Below are 18,727 nucleotides of genomic sequence, written 5' to 3' on the forward strand. Positions count from 1 at the left end.
CGCTCCTCAGGCGATGGGCTGGTGGACGGTGACCAGCTTGGTCCCATCGACGAAGGTGGCTTCTACCTGGACCTCCGGAATCATTTCCGCAATACCCTCCATCACCTGCTCGCGGCTGAGCAGGGTGGTGCCGTAGTGCATCAGCTCGGCCACGCTCTGGCCATCACGGGCGCCTTCGAGCAGGGCCGCGCAGATGTAGGCCATGGCCTCCGGGTAGTTGAGCTTGAGGCCACGGGCCAGGCGTCGTTCGGCTACCAGGCCGGCGGTGAAGATCAGCAGCTTGTCTTTTTCGCGTGGAGTCAGGTCCATCGTGGTCGGTCCGTGGTCGGGCAGTTGAAGGAAAACGGGCGGTTCATGTGTTCCAGATCCTTGGTGGTACGGCAGCGCGTCCCAGCAGTGCCGGGCGCAACAAGCGCCACAGGTCCATCAGCCAGGCCCGGGCCTGCAAGGCTTCGCTGGCCAGGCAGCGCGCCAGCAACAGGCCCGGCAACTGGCTCAGGTCGCCGCGCACCGGGTGCTCCAGCGCGCGGCAGCGTTCCAGTAGTTGGGCATCGATCTCGCCGGTGACCAGCAAGGTGGCGAACACTGGCTGGCCGTCGAGGCCGACCGGGGAGTCGAGCAAGCCGTCGCCACCGCTGATGCGCTGGCGCTCATGCCACAGCGGCCGGCCATCGCGACGAATATCCAGGTGGGCCTGGAAGTACCCTTGGGCGAAGCGCTCGCCACTGGCCGGGCGTCCGAGGGCGACGATGTCCCAGTAGCACAGCCGGGCATCGCCATGCAGTTCGATGCGGGTCGTCAGTTCGGCCTGGGCGGCGCTGAAGACTATGGTTTCCTGGGGCAGCCATTCCAGGGTCGCGCCTTTTGCCACTGCAAGTTCCAGGACCTGGCTGGCAGGGCTGTTGGCACGGTACCACTTGGCCGCCCCGGGGCTGGTCAACTGGGCCCAGGCGCCGCTATCCACCCGGGCGCGGATGGCCAGGCGGTCGCCGCCGGCAATGCCGCCCGGGGGGTGGACGATGATGTGCTGGCAAACCTGCGGGCCTTCGGCATACAGGTGCTTCTGCACCCGCAGCGGGCCCTGGTGGCGGCGCAGCACCGGGCGCGTGGCGTTACCGGTACAGGCATAGGCCAGCTCCAGCTCGGCGTGCCAGCTGGGGGTGAACAGGGCGTTGGCGGCAGGTGAGTTCATGGGCAATCGATATTGTTAGGAGGCTACAGATTAGATCGTAACCAGGCCGCGTACACCGTCGGCCTGCATATTTTCACCCCGGCCCTGCTGGATGATTTCCCCGCGGGACATCACCAGGTAGTGGTCCGCCAGTTCGGCGGCAAAATCATAGAACTGCTCCACCAGCAGGATCGCCATGTCGCCCCGGGCCGCCAGTTGGCGGATCACCGCGCCGATCTCCTTGATCACCGAGGGCTGGATGCCTTCGGTGGGTTCATCGAGGATCAGCAAGCGCGGGCGACTGGCCAGCGCCCGGCCGATGGCCAGTTGTTGCTGCTGGCCGCCGGAAAGATCGCCGCCCCGGCGTTGCTTCATCTGCTGCAGCACCGGGAACAGTTCGTAGATAAAGGCCGGCACCTCCCGGGCTTCGTGCGCCGCGAAGCGTGAAAGCCCCATCAGCAGGTTCTCCTCCACACTCAGGCGGGCGAAGATCTCCCGGCCCTGGGGCACGTAGGCGATACCGGCATGGACCCGCTGGTGCGGCTTGTCGCCGGTGATCGCCCGGCCTTCCCAGGTAACCGCACCGTCCCTGGCCGGCAGCAGGCCCATCAGGCATTTGAGCAAGGTGGTCTTGCCCACCCCGTTGCGGCCGAGCAGGCAAGTGACTTCGCCGACCCTGGCCTCGAACGAAAGGCCCCGCAGGATATGGCTACCGCCGTAGTACTGGTGAAGCTTGTCGACTTGCAGCATGGAAGCCCTCCGGGCAGTAGCAAAACGGCAGATGCAAGCGGTTAGCTGCAAGCTGCAAGTAAGAGCGGGACGGTGTGCGCTTTGGCTTTGGCTTTGGCTTTGGCTTTGGCTTCTTGCTTGAAGCTTCTTGCTTGAAGCTTGAAGCTTGAAGCTTGCTTGTGCGCCTATCTCCCGAGGTAGACCTCGATCACCCGCTCGTTTTCCTGCACCTGTGCCAGGGAGCCTTCGGCCAGCACGCTGCCTTGGTGTAGCACGGTGACGTGGTCGGCGATCGCGCCGACGAAGCCCATGTCGTGCTCCACCACCATCAGCGAGTGCTGGCCGGCCAGGCCCTTGAACAGCTCGGCGGTGAACTCGGTCTCGGCGTCGGTCATGCCTGCCACCGGTTCGTCGAGCAACAGCAGTTGCGGCTCCTGCACCAGCAACATGCCGATCTCCAGGAACTGCTTCTGGCCGTGGGACAGCAACCCGGCCGGGCGTCGGGCCGAGCTGGCCAGGCGAATGGTGTCCAGCACCTGGGCGATGCGATCTTGCTGCTCGCTGCCCAGGCGCGCGCCGAGGCAGGCCCATACCGACTTGTCGGTGCGGTAGGCCAGTTCCAGGTTTTCGAACACGCTCAGGGCCTCGAACACCGTGGGCTTCTGGAATTTGCGGCCGATCCCGGCCTGGGCGATCTGCACCTCGCTCAAGCGGGTCAGGTCCAGGGTCTCGCCGAACCAGGCCTTGCCCCGGGTGGGGCGGGTCTTGCCGGTGATCACGTCCATCAGGGTGGTCTTGCCGGCGCCATTGGGGCCGATGATGCAGCGCAGTTCGCCGACGCCGATGTATAGGTTCAGGTCGTTGAGGGCCTTGAAGCCATCGAAGCTGACGCTGATGTCCTCCAGGGTCAGGATGGTGCCATGGCGGGTATCCAGGTCCTTGCCCGTGGCCTGGCCGAGGCCGATGGCATCGCGGCTGCTGCCGGCATCCTTGTTGCTGTCGAGAATGGGTTCGAGCATGCAGTCCACCGTTGCTGTGATTCTCATGATTCGCTGCTTTTCTTCAGCAGGCCGATCACACCTTTGGGCAGGTACAGGGTCACCACGATGAACAGCACGCCCAGGAAGAACAGCCAGTATTCCGGGAAGGCCACGGTGAACCAGCTCTTCATGCCATTGACCAGGCCGGCGCCGAGCAGCGGGCCGATCAGCGTGCCGCGTCCGCCCAGGGCGACCCAGACGGCGGCCTCGATGGAGTTGGTCGGGGACATCTCGCTGGGGTTGATGATGCCCACTTGGGGCACGTACAGGGCCCCGGCCAGGCCGCACAGCACCGCACTCAGGACCCAGACGAAAAGCTTGAACCCGCGAGGATCGTAGCCGCAGAACATCAGGCGGTTCTCGGCATCGCGCAGCGCCGTCAGCACCCGGCCGAACTTGCTTCGCGACAGGCGCCAGCCCAGGTACAGGCTGCCCACCAGCAACGCCAGCGTGGCCAGGAACAGCGCCGCCCGGGTGCCGGGCTCGGTGATGCCGAAGCCCAGGATGCTGCGGAAATTGGTGAAGCCGTTGTTGCCGCCCAAACCGGTCTCGTTGCGAAAGAACAGCAGCATCGCGGCGAAGGTCAGGGCCTGGGTCATGATCGAGAAATACACGCCCTTGATTCGCGAGCGGAAGGCGAAGAAACCGAACACCAGGGCCAAGAGCCCCGGTGCCAGCACCACCAGGCACAAGGCCCAGAGGAAGTGCTCGGTGCCGGTCCAGTACCAGGGCAACTCGCTCCACGACAAGAAGGTCATGAACGCTGGCAGGCCATCGCCCGCGGCCTGGCGCATCAGGTACATGCCCATGGCGTAGCCACCCAGGGCGAAGAACAGGCCATGCCCCAGGGACAGTAGCCCGGCATAACCCCAGACCAGGTCCAGGGCCAGGGCGACCACGGCGTAGCAGAGGATCTTGCCCACCAGGGTCAGGGTATAGGCCGACACATGCAGTGGATTGTCCGCCGGCAACAGCGCCAGCAGTGGCAGGGCCAGCAGCACCAGGAGCAGCAGGGCGCCGACACCGATGCTGACCCTGGGCCCGGCTTTCTGGCTGGCGGTAATGAGCAGTGGCTGGTTCATCGCGGCGTGCTCGCGACGGTGGTACGGACGGTTTCGCTAGGGCTGTTGGCAAGCATAGTGGTGTTCCTTCTCGGGGCCGCCGCCAGCGAGGCGACGGCGCGTTCGTCAATGGGCGTGAGCATTTGCTGTCTAGTCGATCACCCGTCCTTTCAACGCGAAGAGCCCCTGTGGACGTTTCTGGATGAACAGGATGATCAACCCCAGGATCAGGATTTTTCCCAGCACGGCGCCGATCGCCGGTTCGAGGATCTTGTTGGCGATCCCCAGGCCGAAGGCCGCCAGGATGCTGCCGGCCAGTTGCCCGACGCCGCCTGCCACCACCACCAGGAACGAGTCGATGATGTAGCCCTGGCCCAGCTCCGGGCCGACGTTGCCGATCTGGCTCAGGGCCACGCCACCCAGGCCGGCGATGCCCGAGCCCAGGCCGAAGGCGAGCATGTCCACCCGGCCGGTGGGCACCCCGCAGCAGGCGGCCATGTTGCGGTTCTGGGTCACCGCGCGCACGTTCAGCCCCAGCCGGGTCCGGTTCAGCAGCAGCCAGGTCAGCAGCACCACGGCCAGGGCGAAACCGATGATTGCCAGGCGGTTGTAGGGCAGCACCAGGTTGGGCAGTACCTGGATACCGCCGGAGAGCCAGGCCGGGTTCGCGACTTCGACGTTCTGCGCGCCGAACAGCAGGCGCACCAACTGGATCAGGATCAGGCTGATGCCCCAGGTCGCCAGCAGGGTCTCCAGCGGGCGGCCATAGAGATGGCGGATCACCGTGCGCTCCAGGGCCATGCCGATGCCGGCGGTGACCAGGAACGCTACCGGCAGGGCCAGCAATGGGTAGTACTCCATGGCCTGGGGCAGGTAGCGCTGCAACAGCGATTGCACCACGTAGGTGGCGTAGGCGCCGAGCATCAGCATCTCGCCGTGGGCCATGTTGATCACCCCCAGGAGACCGAAGGTGATCGCCAGGCCCAGGGCCGCCAGCAGCAGGATCGAACCCAGGGACAGGCCGCTGAAGGCCTGGCCGAGCACCTCGCCCACCAGCAGCTTGCGCTTGACCTGGGCCAGGCTGGTTTGCGCGGCGGTGCGCACGCCGGCGTCGCTCTCCGCCCCCGCTTCCAGCAGGCCTTCGAGACGGGTACGGGCCAGTGGCTCGCCGGTCTCGCCCAGCAGGCGCACCGCGGCCAGGCGTACGGCCGGGTCGCTGTCCACCAGTTGCAGGTTGGCCAGGGCCAGGCTCAGGGCGTCGTGCACGTCGGGGTCCCGCTCGGCGGCCAGCCGTGTGTCGAGGAACTGCAACTGCGCCGGTTTAGCGCTTTTCTGCAATTGCCGGGCGCCGGCCAGGCGGGTGCCGGGGTCAGCGGCCAGCAGCTGGTGGCTGGCCAGGGCGGTGTCGATCAAACCGCGCAAGCGGTTGTTCAAGCGCAGGGGCTTGGCCTGGCCATCCAGCGTCAGTTGGCCTTGCTGCAGGCTGCCGAGCAGGGCAAGGCGCGCCGGATCGGGCTGGGCGGCCCAGGCTTCCAGCCGTTGCGCTTGTTGGTTGGAGTTGGCCGCGACAAAGTCTTCGGCGTCACCGGCATGGGCGGCGATCGGCAACAGCAGGAGGCAGGCCATAAGCAGGCGATAAAGCGACATGGTCACGTCCTTGGATACAACAGGGAACCTTGTAGGGGCAGGGGCGCCTGGTCCTTGCCCGCGATAGCGGTGGGTCTGGTACACCGCTATCGCGGGCAGGTCGGATCGCCGCCCGCTCGCTCCTACAGGGGAATGGATACGCTGCTCAGTTGCTCTTCACCGCGTAGTCCGGCTTCTTGTCGTTGCCCGGGATGTAGGGGCTCCAGGGCTGGGCGCGGACCGGGCCCTCGGTCTGCCAGACCACGTTGAACTGACCGTCGGGCTGGATCTCGCCGATCATCACCGGCTTGTGCAGGTGGTGGTTGCTCGGGTCCATGGTCAGGGTGTAGCCCGAAGGCGCGGCGAAGGTCTGACCGGCCAGGGCCTCGCGGACCTTGTCGACATCGGTGGACTTGGCCTTCTCCACGGCCTGGGCCCACATGTGGATGCCCACGTAGGTGGCTTCCATCGGGTCGTTGGTCACCGCCTTGTCGGCCCCCGGCAGGTTCTTGGCCTTGGCGTAGGCCTTCCAGGCGGCGACGAATTTCTGGTTCACCGGGTTATCCACCGACTCGAAGTAGTTCCAGGCGGCGAGGTTGCCCACCAGTGGCTTGGTGTCGATGCCGCGCAGTTCTTCCTCGCCCACCGAGAAGGCCACCACCGGCACCTCGGTGGCCTTCAGGCCCTGGTTGGCCAACTCCTTGTAGAAGGGCACGTTGGAGTCGCCGTTGACCGTGGAGATCACCGCAGTCTTGCCGCCGGCGGCGAACTTCTTGATGTTGGCGACGATGGTCTGGTAGTCGCTGTGGCCGAACGGGGTGTAGACCTCCTCGATGTCCTTGTCGGCCACGCCCTTGGCGTGCAGGAACGAACGCAGGATCTTGTTGGTGGTGCGTGGGTAGACGTAGTCGGTGCCCAGCAGGAAGAAGCGCTTGGCGCTGCCGCCGTCTTCGCTCATCAGGTATTCCACCGCCGGGATTGCCTGCTGGTTGGGGGCGGCACCGGTGTAGAAGACATTGGGCGACATTTCCTCGCCCTCGTATTGCACCGGGTAGAACAAGAGGCCGTTGAGCTCCTCGAACACCGGCAGCACCGATTTGCGCGAGACCGAGGTCCAGCAGCCGAACACCACCGCCACCTTGTCCTGGCTCAGCAACTGCCGGCCCTTCTCGGCGAACAGCGGCCAGTTGGAGGCGGGGTCCACCACCACCGCTTCCAGTTGCTTGCCGTTGACTCCGCCCTTGGCGTTGATCTCGTCGATGGTCATCAGGGCCATGTCCTTGAGCGAGGTCTCGGAGATCGCCATGGTGCCCGACAGCGAATGCAGGATGCCCACCTTGATGGTCTCGGCGGCCTGGGCGGTCCAGGTCAGGCCCAGGGTGGCAAGAGCGGTCGAGAGGGTGAAAGCCTTGAGCAAGCTACGACGCTTCATTGTGCGATCTCCGTGAACTCTTGGATTTTTAAGAGGTAGATGCGAACGAGTGAAGGGTGTTTTGCAAGGGGTGTGCCGGGTTGGCCAAGGCATGGAAACGTTGCTTTAACAGCAAGAGCAGGGGCGGTGATGCCCCAAGACGAGGCTTGGGCAAGGGCTGGTGCGCGCGGGTGCTTCATTGTGGTGCTGCCGCTGGGCGGCAGCGGCGAGCGACGCAGAGTCTTAATTTACGCCGGGGAAGGAGTCGACATATTTGATGGTGAAATCAGGAAAGGAGTCGACGATCTGGATCTTGTAATCGGGAAAACTGTCGACGACTTTCCACTTGCCCGGCGCGTCGGCAAAGGCATTGACCTGCTTCACGTTCAGGTCGGGAAAGGAGTTCACCACCTTGACCTTGTAGTCGGGGAAGCTGTTGACGAACTGGATGTTGCCGTAGATTTTCGAGACATCGACGGAGGTGCCGGCCACGGCGCCAAGGGAGGTGCCGAGCAGCAAGGCCAGGAGCGCAGTTTTAAGCATGAGACTCATCCTGAGAGACCGAAGGGCGAGATCTTAATGCATCGCTGCCAGTGATGCGGCTGGTTTGTGCAGGCACCGGCAAGCCGGTTCCTGCCTCCAGATATTGGGCTCAGCGTCGGCGCATCAGGCCGATGAAGAACAAGCCGCCGATGGCCGCGGTGGCTACGCCGATGGGCAGGTCCTCGGGGGCGATCAGGGTTCGCGCGGCAACGTCCACCCACACCAGGAACAGGCTGCCCAGCAGCACGCAGGCCGGCAGCAGCCGGCGGTGTTCGGCACCCACCAGGCGCCGGGCGATGTGCGGCACCATCAGCCCGACGAAGCCGATGGAACCGCTGATGGACACCAGCACCCCGGTCATCAGCGAGGCGATCAGGAATACCTTCAGGCGCACGTTGCGTGCGTTCAGGCCCAGGGTCACGGCGGTCTGCTCGCCGGCCATCAGGGCGTTCAATGGCCGGGCCATGCCCAGCAGCAACAGCAACCCGAGGAGCACGCTGATCGCGGGAATCGCCAGCAGCTCCCAGCGTGCCAGGCCCAGGCCGCCGAGCATCCAGAACATCACCGCCGAACTGGCCCGGTGGTCGCCCATGAACAGCAGCAGGTTGGCCACCGCCATCATCACGAACGATACCGCCACCCCGCACAGCAGCAGGCGGTCGCTGTCCAGGCGACCGCTGCGGGCGGCGATGCCCAGCACCAGGATCATGCTCGCCACGGCGCCGATGAAGGCGGCCAGGGGCAGGGTCAGCAGGCCGATGACCTGCCCCACGTGCAGGACCACGATCACCGCGCCGAGGGTGGCGCCGGAGGTGACGCCCAGCAGGTGCGGGTCGGCCAGCGGGTTGCGGGTCACCGCTTGCAGCACCGCGCCGATCAGCGCCAGCCCGGCGCCTACCAGCGCGCCCAGGAGCATGCGCGGCACGCGGATCAGCCAGACGATATGTTCCTGGCCGGGGCTCCAGTCCACCTCGCCCAGGCCCAGGGTCTTGTGCAGCAGGATCCGGCCCACCACGTCCACCGGCACCCGCGCCGGGCCGAATCCCAGGGACAGCACGCAAGAGACCAGGAGCAGGCCGGCGAGGGTCAAAAGCAGCCAGCTGTAGCGACGTGTAGTCATTCGCCGTGGAAACCCTTGGCCAGGGTTTCCACCGCCAGCACGTTGTCGATGCCCGGGGTGGCCTGCACATAGGGGATGACGATGAAGCGCTGGTTCTTGATGGCGTCGACGCCTTGCAGCGCCGGGTTGTCCAGCAGGAACCGCTGCTTCTGCTCGGCGGTGACTTCGCTGTAGTCGACGATGACGATCACTTGCGGGTTGCGTTCCACCACGGTCTCCCAGTTGACCCGGGTCCAGCTGGCCTCGACATCGTCGAGGATGTTGCGCCCGCCGGCGGCGTCGATCAGCGCCTGGGGCATGCCCAGGCGGCCGGAGGTCATGGCCCGGTCTTCACCGCTGTCGTAGAGGAACACCCGGGGTTTGTCCGTGGGCAGGTCCTGTTGCACCTGGGCCACCTGCTCCTGCATCTGGGCGATCAGGGCATTGGCGCGATCCTGCACGTCGAAGATCCGGCCGAGGTTGCGCAGGTCGTTGTAGGTGTCGTCGAGGCTGGCGGCCGGACGCTTCATCACGAACGCGCAGGACTCGGTCAACTCATAGACATTGATGCCCAGGGGCGCCAGGGTCTGCGGGGTCAGGTCGCCGCCCACGCGCATGCCGTAGTCCCAGCCGGCGAACAGGAAGTCGACGTTGGCATTGAGCAGGGTTTCCACCGACGGGTACTTGGCCGCCAGTTCCGGCAGGCCCTCCAGCAGGACGCTCATCTGTGGGGTCACGGCCTTCCAGCCACTGACGCCGCTGTAGCCCACCATGCGCGACTTGAGGCCCAGGGCGAGCATCATCTGGGTCATGTTGATGTCGTGGCTCAGGGCGTGTTTGGGCGCTTGCTTGAAGGTCACTTCGCGGTTGCAGCTGGTGATGGTCAATGGGTAGCGGGTGGCCTCGGCGAAGGCCTGTGCGGCCCCCAGTGACAGGGCCAGGAGCAGGCTGGAGCGAAGCAGGGAGCGCAAGGTCATGGTTGGGTGATCCAGGTGATTCGTGGGTAGCCGGACAGGGGGTGGGCATCGATCAGCGCCTCGACGCCGAAGACGTTGCGCAGCAACTCGACGGTGAGCACTTCGCCGGGAGTGCCGCTGGCGACGATGCGTCCGTGGTCGAGGACGTACAACCGGTCGCAGAAGGCCGCGGCCAGGTTCAGGTCGTGGATGCTGGCCAGGGTGCCGATGCCCAGGCGCTTGACCCGTTGCAGCAGTTCCAGCTGGTAGCGCGGGTCAAGGTGGTTGGTCGGCTCGTCGAGGATCAGCAACTGCGGTTGTTGGGCCAGGGCCCGGGCCAGGATCACCCGTTGCTTTTCCCCGCCCGACAGGGTCGCGAAGGCATGCTCCTCGAAGCCCAGCAGGCCCACGGATTCCAGGGCCTCGCGGGCGATGGCGCGGTCGTGCCGGGTGTCGCCGTCGAACAGGCCCTTGTGCGGGGTGCGGCCCATGGCGACCACTTCCTGCACGGTGAGGCCGAAGGCATCGGGAAACTCCTGGAGCACCACGGCGATGCGTTGTGCGCACCAGCGTGGCGACTGCTTCCAGACATTCTGGTGGGCCAGTTGCACCTCGCCCTGCTGCGGCTTGCTGAAGCGATAGGCGCAGCGCAGCAGGCTGGTCTTGCCGCTGCCATTGGGCCCGATCAGGCCGACGAACTCCCCGGCCTGCACGTGCAGGTTGGCCTCACGCAGTTGGAACTGGTGGTGGCAGTGGCCCTGGCCCAGGGGGCTCCAGGCCAGGTCGAGGAGGTTCAGCGAGGTCATGCCTTGTCCGTGTGGTTGCCGGTGGTCCGGCAAGGGGTCAGAAGCGATAGTCGGCGGTGACGAAGAACGAGCGCGGCTCGCCGAGAATCCATTGCTGGCCGTCATTGTATTGGCTTTGGGCGTACTGGCGGTCGAACAGATTATTCAATTGCAGGCCCAGGGTGGTATTGCGCAAGGCTTGCCACGAGATGTTGGCGTCCACCACGGTGTAGCTGGGCAGCTGGTTACGGTTGGCCATGTCGGCGTAGCGCGCATCGACGTAGCGCACCCCGGCGCCGGCCCGCAGGTCGTCGTTGATGGCCTTGCTCAGCCACAGGTTGGCGGTGCGCCGTGGCACGTCCACCGGGCGCTTGCCATCGCGGGAGACTTGCACGCCGTCGACGTCCTGCTGGAAGTCGTCGTACTGGGCACGAACGATGGCGGCGTTGGCCTGCAGTTGCCAGGCATGGGGCAGTTGCAGGTCCAGGCTGGCCTCCAGGCCATTGGAGGATTGCTGGCCCACTTGCTGTTTCAGTTCCGGGTCGCCCGGCACATCGGTCAGTAGCTTCTTCTTGACGATGTGGTAGGCCGCCAGGGTCCATTCGCCGCGCTGGTCCCAGAACGCCTGCTTGAGACCGACCTCGGTCTGCTTGGCGGTGGACAGGTCGAATTGCTGCTGGCTCTTGCTCAGGGAAATCAGCCCGCCGACACCGTCGGTGCTGGTGGAGTACTGGCCATAGAGGGAGGTATCCGGGGTGACGGCGAACACCAGGCCGGCCTTCCAGTTGTTGCCGGTCAGGGTCTTGTCGCTCTGGCTGCCGTCCTTCAAGTCATCGCGATCGATATGCGCATAGTCACGGCGCACACCGGTCACCAGGGACCAGCGCTCGCTGAGTTGCAGGCGGTTTTCGGCGAAGACCGACATCTGCCTGGTGGTGGTCTTGAACTGATCGCGGTAGGGGCTGTTGCTGATGAACTCGCCCTTGGCTGGGTGGTACAGGTCGATGGGGTCACCATGGGGGGTGACGTCATTGAAGGGCGAGTTGCTCTTCATATGGAAGCGGATGCGGTTGTAGTCCATCCCGACCAGGGTTTGGCTGTCGAGGCCGAACAGCGAGTGCTTGAGGGTGAAGGTCTGGCGGTCGCCCACCTGTTCCTGCTGGTGGCCGATACCGAAGTAGCCGCTGCGGCTCAGTTGCCGGTCCGTCGTGTTCCAGTTGTAGTTCTCGGCGTTCTGCCAGCGGCGCTGGGCCTTGAGGTAGTACAGCTCGTTGCTGGCGCTGAGGTTATCGGAAATCTGCCACTCGCTGGTCAGGCGGGTCCACTGGTCGTTGTAGTGCTGCTTGTCGTTGCTGACGTTGTAGTTCTTGTCCCGCAGGCGTTTGTGCAAGCGCCCGTCGATCAGCGGCGTGCCGAAGTAGTTCATCGGGTTCTGGTCGCCGTAATCGTGGGCCAGGGTGAAGGCCAGGTCATCGCGGGCCTGCCAGCGCAGGGCCGCGCTGACGAAATCCCCCGAGGAATCGCCACGGTCGACCCAGCCGTTGCTGCGCTCGCGATTGAGGTTGAGCCGGTAGCTCAGGCTGTCACTGAGCGAACCGCCACTGTCCAGGGCCTGTTGCTGGCGATCGAAGGAACCGTAGCCCAGGCGCAGGTGGTTCTCGATCTCGCCACTGAAGGGCTTCTTGGGGATGGTGTTGATCACCGCGCCAGTGGCGCCTTCGCCGTACAGCACCGAGGCCGGGCCGCGCAGTACGTCGACCCGTTCCACGGCCCAGCTGTTCACCGGAAAGGTCACGGTGCCCATGCCGGTGTACATGCGGTTGCCATCGTAGAGTTGCATCACCGAACTCTGCCCGGTGAAGCCCCGGGCCGACAACGAGGTGCCGCCATCGCCCGGGGTGCCGGTGCGGCTGATGCCGGCGCTACGCGATACCGCGTCCTGGATGCTGCGATCGCCCCGGGCGCGGATGCGCTCGCCACTCAGGCTGTCGGTGCTGGCCGAGGTTTCCAGGGCGCTCAGGCCCAGGCGTGAGCCCGCGGTGGTCGGGGTCTTCAGGCTGACGCTGTCGTCGCTTTCGTTGGCTGCGGCAGAGATAGTGCCGGTGGGCAGGGTCAGGGCGGCATCGTCGGCCTGGGACAGGGACGGCAGGGCGAGCAGGCAGAGACTGGACAGCAGGTACTTGTTCATCGGGGCGGTGAATCGCTTCTTCGAGAGGGTGTCCGCAGCGGCGAGGCTGCGGACAGGATCTTACATGCAGTGTTATAAAGTAACATTATAAATCTGCACGACTGAAGCGGCGAAATTCTACAGGGCTCTCTGCAACGCGCATCTCGCAGGCTTCATGTTGAAGATGAAGCGGATTCAGGACCCCGGGCCAAGCGCGAGAGCACCAGGCGATCCAGCAGCCACACCACCACCAGCGAGGCGCCTACCAGGGGAAAGGTCACGGCCAACAGGGCGATGACCAGCATCGCGGTTTTCCAGCGTGGCAGATCGTGGCGCAGCGGCGGCACCCCGAGACGGCCGGCGGGGCGACGCTGCCACCACATGACGATGCCGCTCACCGCACCGAGCAGGATCATCAGGCACACCACCAGCACCACCAGTTGGTTGACGCGGCCGAACATCTTGCCCTCATGCAACATCACGCCCAGTTCGGTGGCCCGGGCCACATTGCTGTAGTGCTGCCAGCGCACATCGGCCAGGACCTTGCCGGTGTACTGGTCGACATGCAGGGTGGCATCGTTGCGCGGGTCGTCGGCGAACAGGGCGATGGTGAACACCCCGGTGGCGCTGCTGGGCAGGGTGATGCTGTAGCCGGGCTCGACCTGGCGCTGGCGAGCGATGTCCTGGACCTGTTGCAAGCTGATGGCCGGGGCTGCCGGGGCCGCTGCGGCCATGGCGTGGCCCCTGTGCTCGGCATGGTCGCCGGACATCGGCATCGGCGTGTTCTCCAGGGCCCAGGGCACGGTCTGGCGGGTGGCGCTGTTGAGCTCGCCGGCCTGCTGGTCGGAGGTCGGTACGTCGTTCCACATGGCCACCGGGAAGCGGTTCCACAGGTCGGCGTACTGCCTGCCCCAGAAGCCGGTCCAGCTCATGCCGCTGAGCAGCATCAACAGCAGGAAGGCCGCGCCCCAGAACCCCAGCACGCCATGCAGGTCGCGCCAGAACAGCCGGCCCCGGGCATTCAGGCGTGGCCATAGCACGCCAGCCGAAGACTTGCCCCGTGGCCACCACAGGTACAGGCCCGAGACCACCAGGACGATGCCCCAGCTGGCCGCCAGCTCCACCAGCCGGTCGCCGACGGTGCCGATCATCAGCTCGCCGTGAATGGCCCGGGCCACCGCCTGCAGGTTGCGCTTGGCATCCTGCTCGCCGAGCACGTCGCCATGGTAGGGATCGATGAAGACGTTGAGTTCCTGGCCTTTGTGCTGCACCACGAACTGGGCGCTGCGCCCGGCATCCACAGGTGGCAGGTACTGCTTGATATGGCCCTGGGGGTAGGCCGCCTGGACCCGTTGTAGCAGCTCGTCGGCCGCCAGGCTGTGCTGCCCGGCGGGGACCTTGAGCAAGCTGGGGTACATCAGTGGGTCGAGTTGCGGTTTGAACAGGTAGACGATGCCGGTCAGGGCCAGCATCACCATGAAAGGGGCGACGAACAGCCCGGCGTAGAAATGCCAGCGCCAGGCCAGGTTGTAGAAAGACACTTTGGGTCGGTTCATCGGGAAGCGCTCCGCAAGGCTGTGGATCTGTCGTTATGGGTGGCACCTGAAACCACTGCTGAAGGCCCGGCGGGCCTTGTCGCAGCCTCGCCAGCTCGGCAGCGGCTACAGGTGCCTGGTGTAGCCGCTGCCGCAGGCTGCGTACGGTCGCGCAGCGGCCGCAACGGTTCGTCAGAAGCTCAGGTCGACCTTGGTCCAGAAGGTGCGGCCGGGTTCCTTGATGGCTTGTGGATCACTGGCCGGGTAGCCGAAGCCGGCGTTACCCGCCAGGTTCAGGTGCTCGGCGTAGGCCTTGCCGAACAGGTTGTCGACCCCGGTGCTGAGCTTGAGGTTCTTGTTGATGCGGTAGGCGCCGTTGAGGGAGAACACGCCGAAGCCGCCGCTCTTGCCGAAGTCCTTGCCGACCACGTTGCCCTTGTTCAGGTCGACGCGGTTTTGCGCCGCCACCACTCGCCACAGGGCGCCGGCGCTCCAGTCGTCCTCGCTGTAGGTCAGGCCGAAGCGCGCATCCAGCGGTGGCATCTGTGGCAGGGCCTTGCCATCGCTGCTGTTCTTGCCCCAGGCATAGGCCAGGGTGGCATCGGCCTTCCAGTTGGAGGTCAGCTTGTAGGCCGCGCCCAGTTCGCCGCCCATGATCCGGGCGTCGATGTTCTCGGCCCGGGACGTGCTCATGCCCATCATTTTCGAGTTGTAGTCGAAGAGGATGTAGTCCCGTACCTGGCCGATGTAGCCCGAGGCCCAGGCCTCCAGGTCGGCGCCCTGGTATTGCAGGCCGAAGTCGAGCTGGGTGGTCTTTTCCGGCTTGATCGAATCGAAGGCGTTCAACGAGCCGGCAGGGCCCATCTTCGGCGAGAACAGCTCCCAGTAGTCGGGGAAGCGTTGGGCGTGGCCGAGACCGGCGTACAGAGTGGTCGGGCTGTCGGCCAGGTCATGCTCGTAACGCACGAAGCCGCTGGGCAGGGTGTCGGCCCGGGTGTCGCCGGCGGTGGGGTTGGGGCTGGTGCGGCTCATCATTCCCGACTTGATGCTCTGCCGGTAGTCCTTGGCCGAGGCCCGGTCGAGGCGGGCGCCGGTGATCAACCGGTCGCGCTCGGCGGCGTACCAGGTCAGCTCGCCGAAGGTGCCGTAGTTGTGGAAGTCGGCGTCCTTGGTCCAGGGCTGGCCCTTGTGCGCATCCACGCCCATGCCGCCGCGCTGGCGATGTTCGTTGGTCTGGGCATCGATGCCGCCGATCAACTGCACATCGGCCCAGCGCCAGGTAGCCTTGATCCGTGCCCCCAGGGTGCGGCGGTCGACGTTGCTGACCATGGGCATGCCCATCATGCCGCTGCCCGAAGGGGTGCGCAGGCTGTAGTTGTCCATCACGTGGTCGGCGTAGTTGTAGTAGACCTGGGCCTCGACCTTGTCCAGGACCTCGCCGATGTTGGATTTCTCGAACCGCAGGCCCAGGCTCTCGCGCTTGAACTGCGAGCCGTCCATGCCACGACCGGCGTAGCGGGCCTCGCCGTCGCCCTTGCCAGCAGTCAGCTCCAGCAGGGTGTCGGCGTCCGGGGTCCAGCCCAGGGCTATGTCGCCGTTCCACTTGTCGTAGCGCGAGGCCACGGTGTCGTTGTTGCCGTCCTTGTAGTCGTCGGAGTGGGCGGTGTTGCCGATCACCCGCACATAACCCAGGGGGCCGCCAGCGGCCGCGTCCAGGGTCTTGTCGAAGCGGCCGTTGGAGCCGGCCAGCAGGCTGGCGTTGACCCGGGTGCCGAGTTCGCCGAAGTGCTCGGGTTCACGGTCGAAGAGCACGGTGCCGGCGGAGGCACCGGGGCCCCAGAGTACGGTTTGCGGCCCCTTGATCACGGTCAACCGGTCGTAGGTTTCCGGGGAGATGTAGGAGGTCGGGGCGTCCATGCGGCCAGGGCAGGCGCCGAGCATCATGCTGCCGTTGGTGAGGATGTTCAGGCGCGAGCCGAACATGCCGCGCAGTACCGGGTCACCGTTGGTGCCGCCGTTGCGCACCAGGGCGAAGCCGGGAATGGTCTTGAGGTAGTCGCCGCCATCGCTGGCCGGCACCGGCTGGCGCGGGTCCTTGGGGTTGGTCACCACGGTCAGGGGCGAGCTGGGGGCGATGGCGGTGATCACCGTCGGGCTCAGCTCGGTACTGTGATGGGCGTGCTCGGCCGAAGCTTCGTCGGCCATGGCCAGGGGCGTCAGCAGGGCACCACACAGCACGGCCAGGGCACGGTTGAAGTGCTGGCGCGACGGGTTCAGGGCAAAGGGCTTGGTTGGTTGGGCAACGCCCAGGCGAGAGTCAGCAGAAAACATAATGGTTCCATCGATCGGTCTTGAATGACACGGCCGCGAGCGCACGCCTGTCGTGCTGACAGCCGGCCGTGTGGAGTGAGCAGGTGACTCAGGCGTCGATCGGCGGAGCGCGGGTCAGCGCGCCGGGGAACACGGTCTGCCGGGCGTGGCCCAGGCGCGTGGCGGGGATCAGGAAATGCTGGGCCAGCGGTGCATCGAGCTGGGCGAATGACAGCCCCGATGGCAGTGCCGGACAGTTGAACAGCAGGCTGCAATAACCGCATTTCTCCCAGAGCACATGCTGCTCGCCCTGGGCTTTGGCGGGGTGCGAAGCGTGTGGGTTATCGCCGTGGCAGCCGGACACGCCGCTGCCCATGTCCATGGATACGGACATGTTCATCGGCATCGCGTGATCCATCGGCATCGACTGGGAAATCAGCGGACCGATGAAGATCATCAGCATGGCGAACAGGCTGATCCAGCTGCCGCGCCGCACCCCTATGGAGGTACGGCGCGCTGCGGACCGCCTGCGGCCAGGCGCGAGCGGGGCGTTCACGGATGGGACCGGCGGTCAGTGCTTAGTGAGCGTGCTGATGCTCTTGCGCCGCGCCGGGTGCCTGCTTCTGCACGGCGACCTCGACGGTGACGTCGCCGGCCTTCTCGAAGTGCAGGGTCAGCGGGAAGCGCTTGCCATCGCTGAGCAGGCTGCGGTCCTTGAGCTCCATGAGCATCACGTGATAGCTCATGGGCGCGAATCGCACTTCGCCACCGGCGGGGACGGCCACCTTGGCCACCTGCTGCATCTTCATCATGTCGCCCTGCATCACATGCTCATGCAGTTCGGCGCGACCGGCGATCGGTGTCTCGACGCTGAGCAGGGTGTCGGCGTTCTTGCCCGGGTTGTGCAGCACGAAGTAGGCGGCGACGGTCGGCGCGTTCGGCGGCAGTTCCTGCGACCAGGGATGGTCGATCTGCAATTGGCCGGCCTTGTATTCATGGGCGCTGGCAAAGCTGGCAGGCAACAGCAGGGCGGCCAGCAGCAGGGTGTGCTTGACCAGGGAAGACTTGAGCATGGTGGTTCTCCAGAACGATTCAAAAACGCAGGTCACTTGCGAAAGGGAATCATGCCAGAGGCGGTGCACCGGGATTCAGGCTGGGCCATTGCTGGCGCGGGGTGAGTTGTTCGAGCGGCGGTTGCGGGGCGCCCGGTTGGGCGATGAAGCGGGTGAAGTACAGCTGCGGCGCATGGCCAGGCAGGGCCACCAGGGGCGCCGAGCCGGAGCAGCACCAGCAATGCTGCATGTTCGAGTGATCGTCGTTTTGCGGGGCTTTTTGTTCGAGCTGGCCCAGGGAGATGGCGACCATCTTGGTGCCGCTGGAGGAACAGAAACTGCCCCATAGCAGTTGTTCATCCAGCCCTTGGTCGCTGCTCTGCATGGCCCCGGAAAGCGGCATGGCAAGCATGTTGAACAGCACTGCGAAGCAGGCGATCCAGGCAAATGCGAGCCGTTGTCGGGACATGGTGACGATCCGTCGGTTGAGCGATCAGGCGGGTATTTAGCCTGATCGCTGTGGATAAGTAAAAAAACACCGTGTGCGGTGTGGTGTCGCAGTGCTGGCTCAGGCCGGGCTGACCTGGAGCTTGAGTCCCAGCGCCTTCATCACCTTGATGATAGTCGCGAACTCGGGATTGCCCTGGCTGCCCAGCGCCTTGTACAGGCTTTCGCGGCCCAGGCCGGTGTCCCGGGCTATCTGGGTCATGCCCCGGGCGCGGGCGATGTCGTTGAGGGCGGCGCGGATCAGCACGCCATCGCCGGCATCTTCCTCGAAGCAGGCATCGAGGTAGGCCACCATGTCTTGCGGGGTCTTGAGGTAGTCGGCCGCATCGAAGCGGGTCACTGGGGTGCGCATGTTTCAGTCCTCGTTCTTGAGGTCGTGAGCCAGTTGCCGGGCTCGTTGGATGTCGCGACTCTGGGTGCTCTTGTCGCCACCGATCAACAACAGGTAGATCCGTTCGCCTCGCCGTGAAAAGTACACCCGGTAGCCAGGCCCACGGTGGATACGCATCTCATGGACTCCACCTCCTATTGATACACAGTCGCCGAACCGCCCTAGTTGCGCTGCCCTGATCCGGGCCAGTACACGGGTCTTCCCCTGAGGGTCCTTGAGGCGAGTGAGCCAGTGGCTGAACTCCTGGTTTTGCTCGAAGACGAACATGGCGACTGTATTCCTTGGGATACGATCCTGGCAACTCATTTGCCAGATGAAAGGCAACGCTGCGACGACCGGGCGTG

At 65.3% G+C, this 18,727-nt stretch carries 19 protein-coding genes; all 19 read right to left on the minus strand.

The window, feature by feature from the left end; all coding sequences use genetic code 11:
- Positions 1-6: 6 nt before the first annotated feature.
- Positions 7-309: an urease subunit gamma gene (ureA, locus tag I9018_RS03140; protein ID WP_185697557.1), complete on the minus strand. Its 303-nt coding sequence runs from the start codon at positions 307-309 to the stop codon at positions 7-9.
- 43 nt (positions 310-352) lie between these two features.
- Positions 353-1,192 (minus strand): urease accessory protein UreD, encoded by an 840-nt coding sequence (locus tag I9018_RS03145; RefSeq protein ID WP_241108709.1) that lies wholly within the window; start codon positions 1,190-1,192, stop codon positions 353-355.
- Between the two features lie 30 nt (positions 1,193-1,222).
- Positions 1,223-1,921 carry an urea ABC transporter ATP-binding subunit UrtE gene (gene urtE, locus I9018_RS03150; protein WP_068577069.1) on the minus strand — a complete coding sequence of 233 codons (699 nt, stop codon included), beginning with the start codon at positions 1,919-1,921 and terminating at the stop codon, positions 1,223-1,225.
- Positions 1,922-2,085: 164 nt separating this feature from the next.
- On the minus strand, positions 2,086-2,946 hold the full coding sequence (gene urtD / locus I9018_RS03155; RefSeq protein ID WP_124345635.1) for an urea ABC transporter ATP-binding protein UrtD: 861 nt from the start codon (positions 2,944-2,946) through the stop codon (positions 2,086-2,088).
- Complete coding sequence (gene urtC, locus I9018_RS03160) at positions 2,943-4,022, minus strand: urea ABC transporter permease subunit UrtC (RefSeq protein ID WP_068577073.1); 1,080 nt, start codon at positions 4,020-4,022, stop codon at positions 2,943-2,945. Before urtC ends, urtD begins: the two co-directional genes overlap by 4 nt.
- Positions 4,023-4,151: 129 nt before the next feature.
- Positions 4,152-5,654, minus strand: coding sequence for an urea ABC transporter permease subunit UrtB (urtB, locus tag I9018_RS03165; protein WP_241108710.1), 1,503 nt, complete (start codon positions 5,652-5,654; stop codon positions 4,152-4,154).
- Between the two features lie 139 nt (positions 5,655-5,793).
- Positions 5,794-7,059, minus strand: a complete 1,266-nt coding sequence (urtA, locus tag I9018_RS03170) for an urea ABC transporter substrate-binding protein (RefSeq protein WP_068577079.1) — start codon at positions 7,057-7,059, stop codon at positions 5,794-5,796.
- A 222-nt stretch (positions 7,060-7,281) separates the two neighbouring features.
- The gene (locus I9018_RS03175) at positions 7,282-7,581 is read right to left on the minus strand and encodes a hypothetical protein (protein WP_085595420.1); all 300 of its coding nucleotides are present in this window, start codon (positions 7,579-7,581) and stop codon (positions 7,282-7,284) included.
- A gap of 109 nt (positions 7,582-7,690) precedes the next feature.
- Complete coding sequence (locus I9018_RS03180) at positions 7,691-8,701, minus strand: iron ABC transporter permease (RefSeq protein WP_085595418.1); 1,011 nt, start codon at positions 8,699-8,701, stop codon at positions 7,691-7,693.
- A complete protein-coding gene (locus I9018_RS03185; RefSeq protein WP_241108711.1) occupies positions 8,698-9,657 on the minus strand; it encodes an ABC transporter substrate-binding protein in 960 nt (319 codons plus the stop codon). Before I9018_RS03185 ends, I9018_RS03180 begins: the two co-directional genes overlap by 4 nt.
- The gene (locus I9018_RS03190) at positions 9,654-10,442 is read right to left on the minus strand and encodes an ABC transporter ATP-binding protein (protein ID WP_068577086.1); all 789 of its coding nucleotides are present in this window, start codon (positions 10,440-10,442) and stop codon (positions 9,654-9,656) included. The genes I9018_RS03185 and I9018_RS03190 overlap by 4 nt, the downstream gene beginning before the upstream one ends.
- A gap of 37 nt (positions 10,443-10,479) precedes the next feature.
- Entirely contained in the window at positions 10,480-12,609 is a 2,130-nt protein-coding gene (locus tag I9018_RS03195) for a TonB-dependent receptor (protein WP_241108712.1), read from the minus strand.
- Positions 12,610-12,761: 152 nt separating this feature from the next.
- Positions 12,762-14,144 carry a PepSY domain-containing protein gene (locus tag I9018_RS03200; protein ID WP_241108713.1) on the minus strand — a complete coding sequence of 461 codons (1,383 nt, stop codon included), beginning with the start codon at positions 14,142-14,144 and terminating at the stop codon, positions 12,762-12,764.
- A gap of 171 nt (positions 14,145-14,315) precedes the next feature.
- A complete protein-coding gene (locus I9018_RS03205) occupies positions 14,316-16,454 on the minus strand; it encodes a TonB-dependent copper receptor (RefSeq protein WP_241108714.1) in 2,139 nt (712 codons plus the stop codon).
- A gap of 88 nt (positions 16,455-16,542) precedes the next feature.
- Positions 16,543-16,989 (minus strand): DUF2946 domain-containing protein, encoded by a 447-nt coding sequence (locus tag I9018_RS03210; protein WP_228022251.1) that lies wholly within the window; start codon positions 16,987-16,989, stop codon positions 16,543-16,545.
- 22 nt (positions 16,990-17,011) lie between these two features.
- Positions 17,012-17,491, minus strand: a complete 480-nt coding sequence (locus I9018_RS03215) for a copper chaperone PCu(A)C (RefSeq protein ID WP_176719722.1) — start codon at positions 17,489-17,491, stop codon at positions 17,012-17,014.
- A 64-nt stretch (positions 17,492-17,555) separates the two neighbouring features.
- On the minus strand, positions 17,556-17,954 hold the full coding sequence (locus tag I9018_RS03220) for a DUF2946 domain-containing protein (protein WP_241108715.1): 399 nt from the start codon (positions 17,952-17,954) through the stop codon (positions 17,556-17,558).
- Between the two features lie 99 nt (positions 17,955-18,053).
- A complete protein-coding gene (locus I9018_RS03225) occupies positions 18,054-18,344 on the minus strand; it encodes an addiction module antidote protein (protein WP_124345642.1) in 291 nt (96 codons plus the stop codon).
- 3 nt (positions 18,345-18,347) lie between these two features.
- The gene (locus I9018_RS03230) at positions 18,348-18,650 is read right to left on the minus strand and encodes a type II toxin-antitoxin system RelE/ParE family toxin (RefSeq protein ID WP_241108716.1); all 303 of its coding nucleotides are present in this window, start codon (positions 18,648-18,650) and stop codon (positions 18,348-18,350) included.
- Between the last annotated feature and the right edge of the window lie 77 nt (positions 18,651-18,727).

Origin of the sequence: Pseudomonas sp. MPFS, from assembly GCF_022537035.1 — a bacterium.
In the GTDB taxonomy this organism is placed as follows: Bacteria; Pseudomonadota; Gammaproteobacteria; order Pseudomonadales; family Pseudomonadaceae; genus Aquipseudomonas; species Aquipseudomonas sessilinigenes.

Excerpts from the sequence above, each read along its gene's own strand:
- ureA (WP_185697557.1), bottom strand. The coding sequence starts at position 309 with ATGGACCTGACTCCACGCGAAAAAGACAAGCTGCTGATCTTCACCGCC.
- I9018_RS03145 (WP_241108709.1), bottom strand. The coding sequence starts at position 1,192 with ATGAACTCACCTGCCGCCAACGCCCTGTTCACCCCCAGCTGGCACGCC.
- urtE (WP_068577069.1), bottom strand. The coding sequence starts at position 1,921 with ATGCTGCAAGTCGACAAGCTTCACCAGTACTACGGCGGTAGCCATATC.
- urtD (WP_124345635.1), bottom strand. The coding sequence starts at position 2,946 with ATGAGAATCACAGCAACGGTGGACTGCATGCTCGAACCCATTCTCGAC.
- urtC (WP_068577073.1), bottom strand. The coding sequence starts at position 4,022 with ATGAACCAGCCACTGCTCATTACCGCCAGCCAGAAAGCCGGGCCCAGG.
- urtA (WP_068577079.1), bottom strand. The coding sequence starts at position 7,059 with ATGAAGCGTCGTAGCTTGCTCAAGGCTTTCACCCTCTCGACCGCTCTT.
- I9018_RS03175 (WP_085595420.1), bottom strand. The coding sequence starts at position 7,581 with ATGCTTAAAACTGCGCTCCTGGCCTTGCTGCTCGGCACCTCCCTTGGC.
- I9018_RS03180 (WP_085595418.1), bottom strand. The coding sequence starts at position 8,701 with ATGACTACACGTCGCTACAGCTGGCTGCTTTTGACCCTCGCCGGCCTG.
- I9018_RS03185 (WP_241108711.1), bottom strand. The coding sequence starts at position 9,657 with ATGACCTTGCGCTCCCTGCTTCGCTCCAGCCTGCTCCTGGCCCTGTCA.
- I9018_RS03190 (WP_068577086.1), bottom strand. The coding sequence starts at position 10,442 with ATGACCTCGCTGAACCTCCTCGACCTGGCCTGGAGCCCCCTGGGCCAG.
- I9018_RS03195 (WP_241108712.1), bottom strand. The coding sequence starts at position 12,609 with ATGAACAAGTACCTGCTGTCCAGTCTCTGCCTGCTCGCCCTGCCGTCC.
- I9018_RS03200 (WP_241108713.1), bottom strand. The coding sequence starts at position 14,144 with ATGAACCGACCCAAAGTGTCTTTCTACAACCTGGCCTGGCGCTGGCAT.
- I9018_RS03205 (WP_241108714.1), bottom strand. The coding sequence starts at position 16,454 with ATGTTTTCTGCTGACTCTCGCCTGGGCGTTGCCCAACCAACCAAGCCC.
- I9018_RS03220 (WP_241108715.1), bottom strand. The coding sequence starts at position 17,954 with ATGTCCCGACAACGGCTCGCATTTGCCTGGATCGCCTGCTTCGCAGTG.
- I9018_RS03225 (WP_124345642.1), bottom strand. The coding sequence starts at position 18,344 with ATGCGCACCCCAGTGACCCGCTTCGATGCGGCCGACTACCTCAAGACC.
- I9018_RS03230 (WP_241108716.1), bottom strand. The coding sequence starts at position 18,650 with ATGTTCGTCTTCGAGCAAAACCAGGAGTTCAGCCACTGGCTCACTCGC.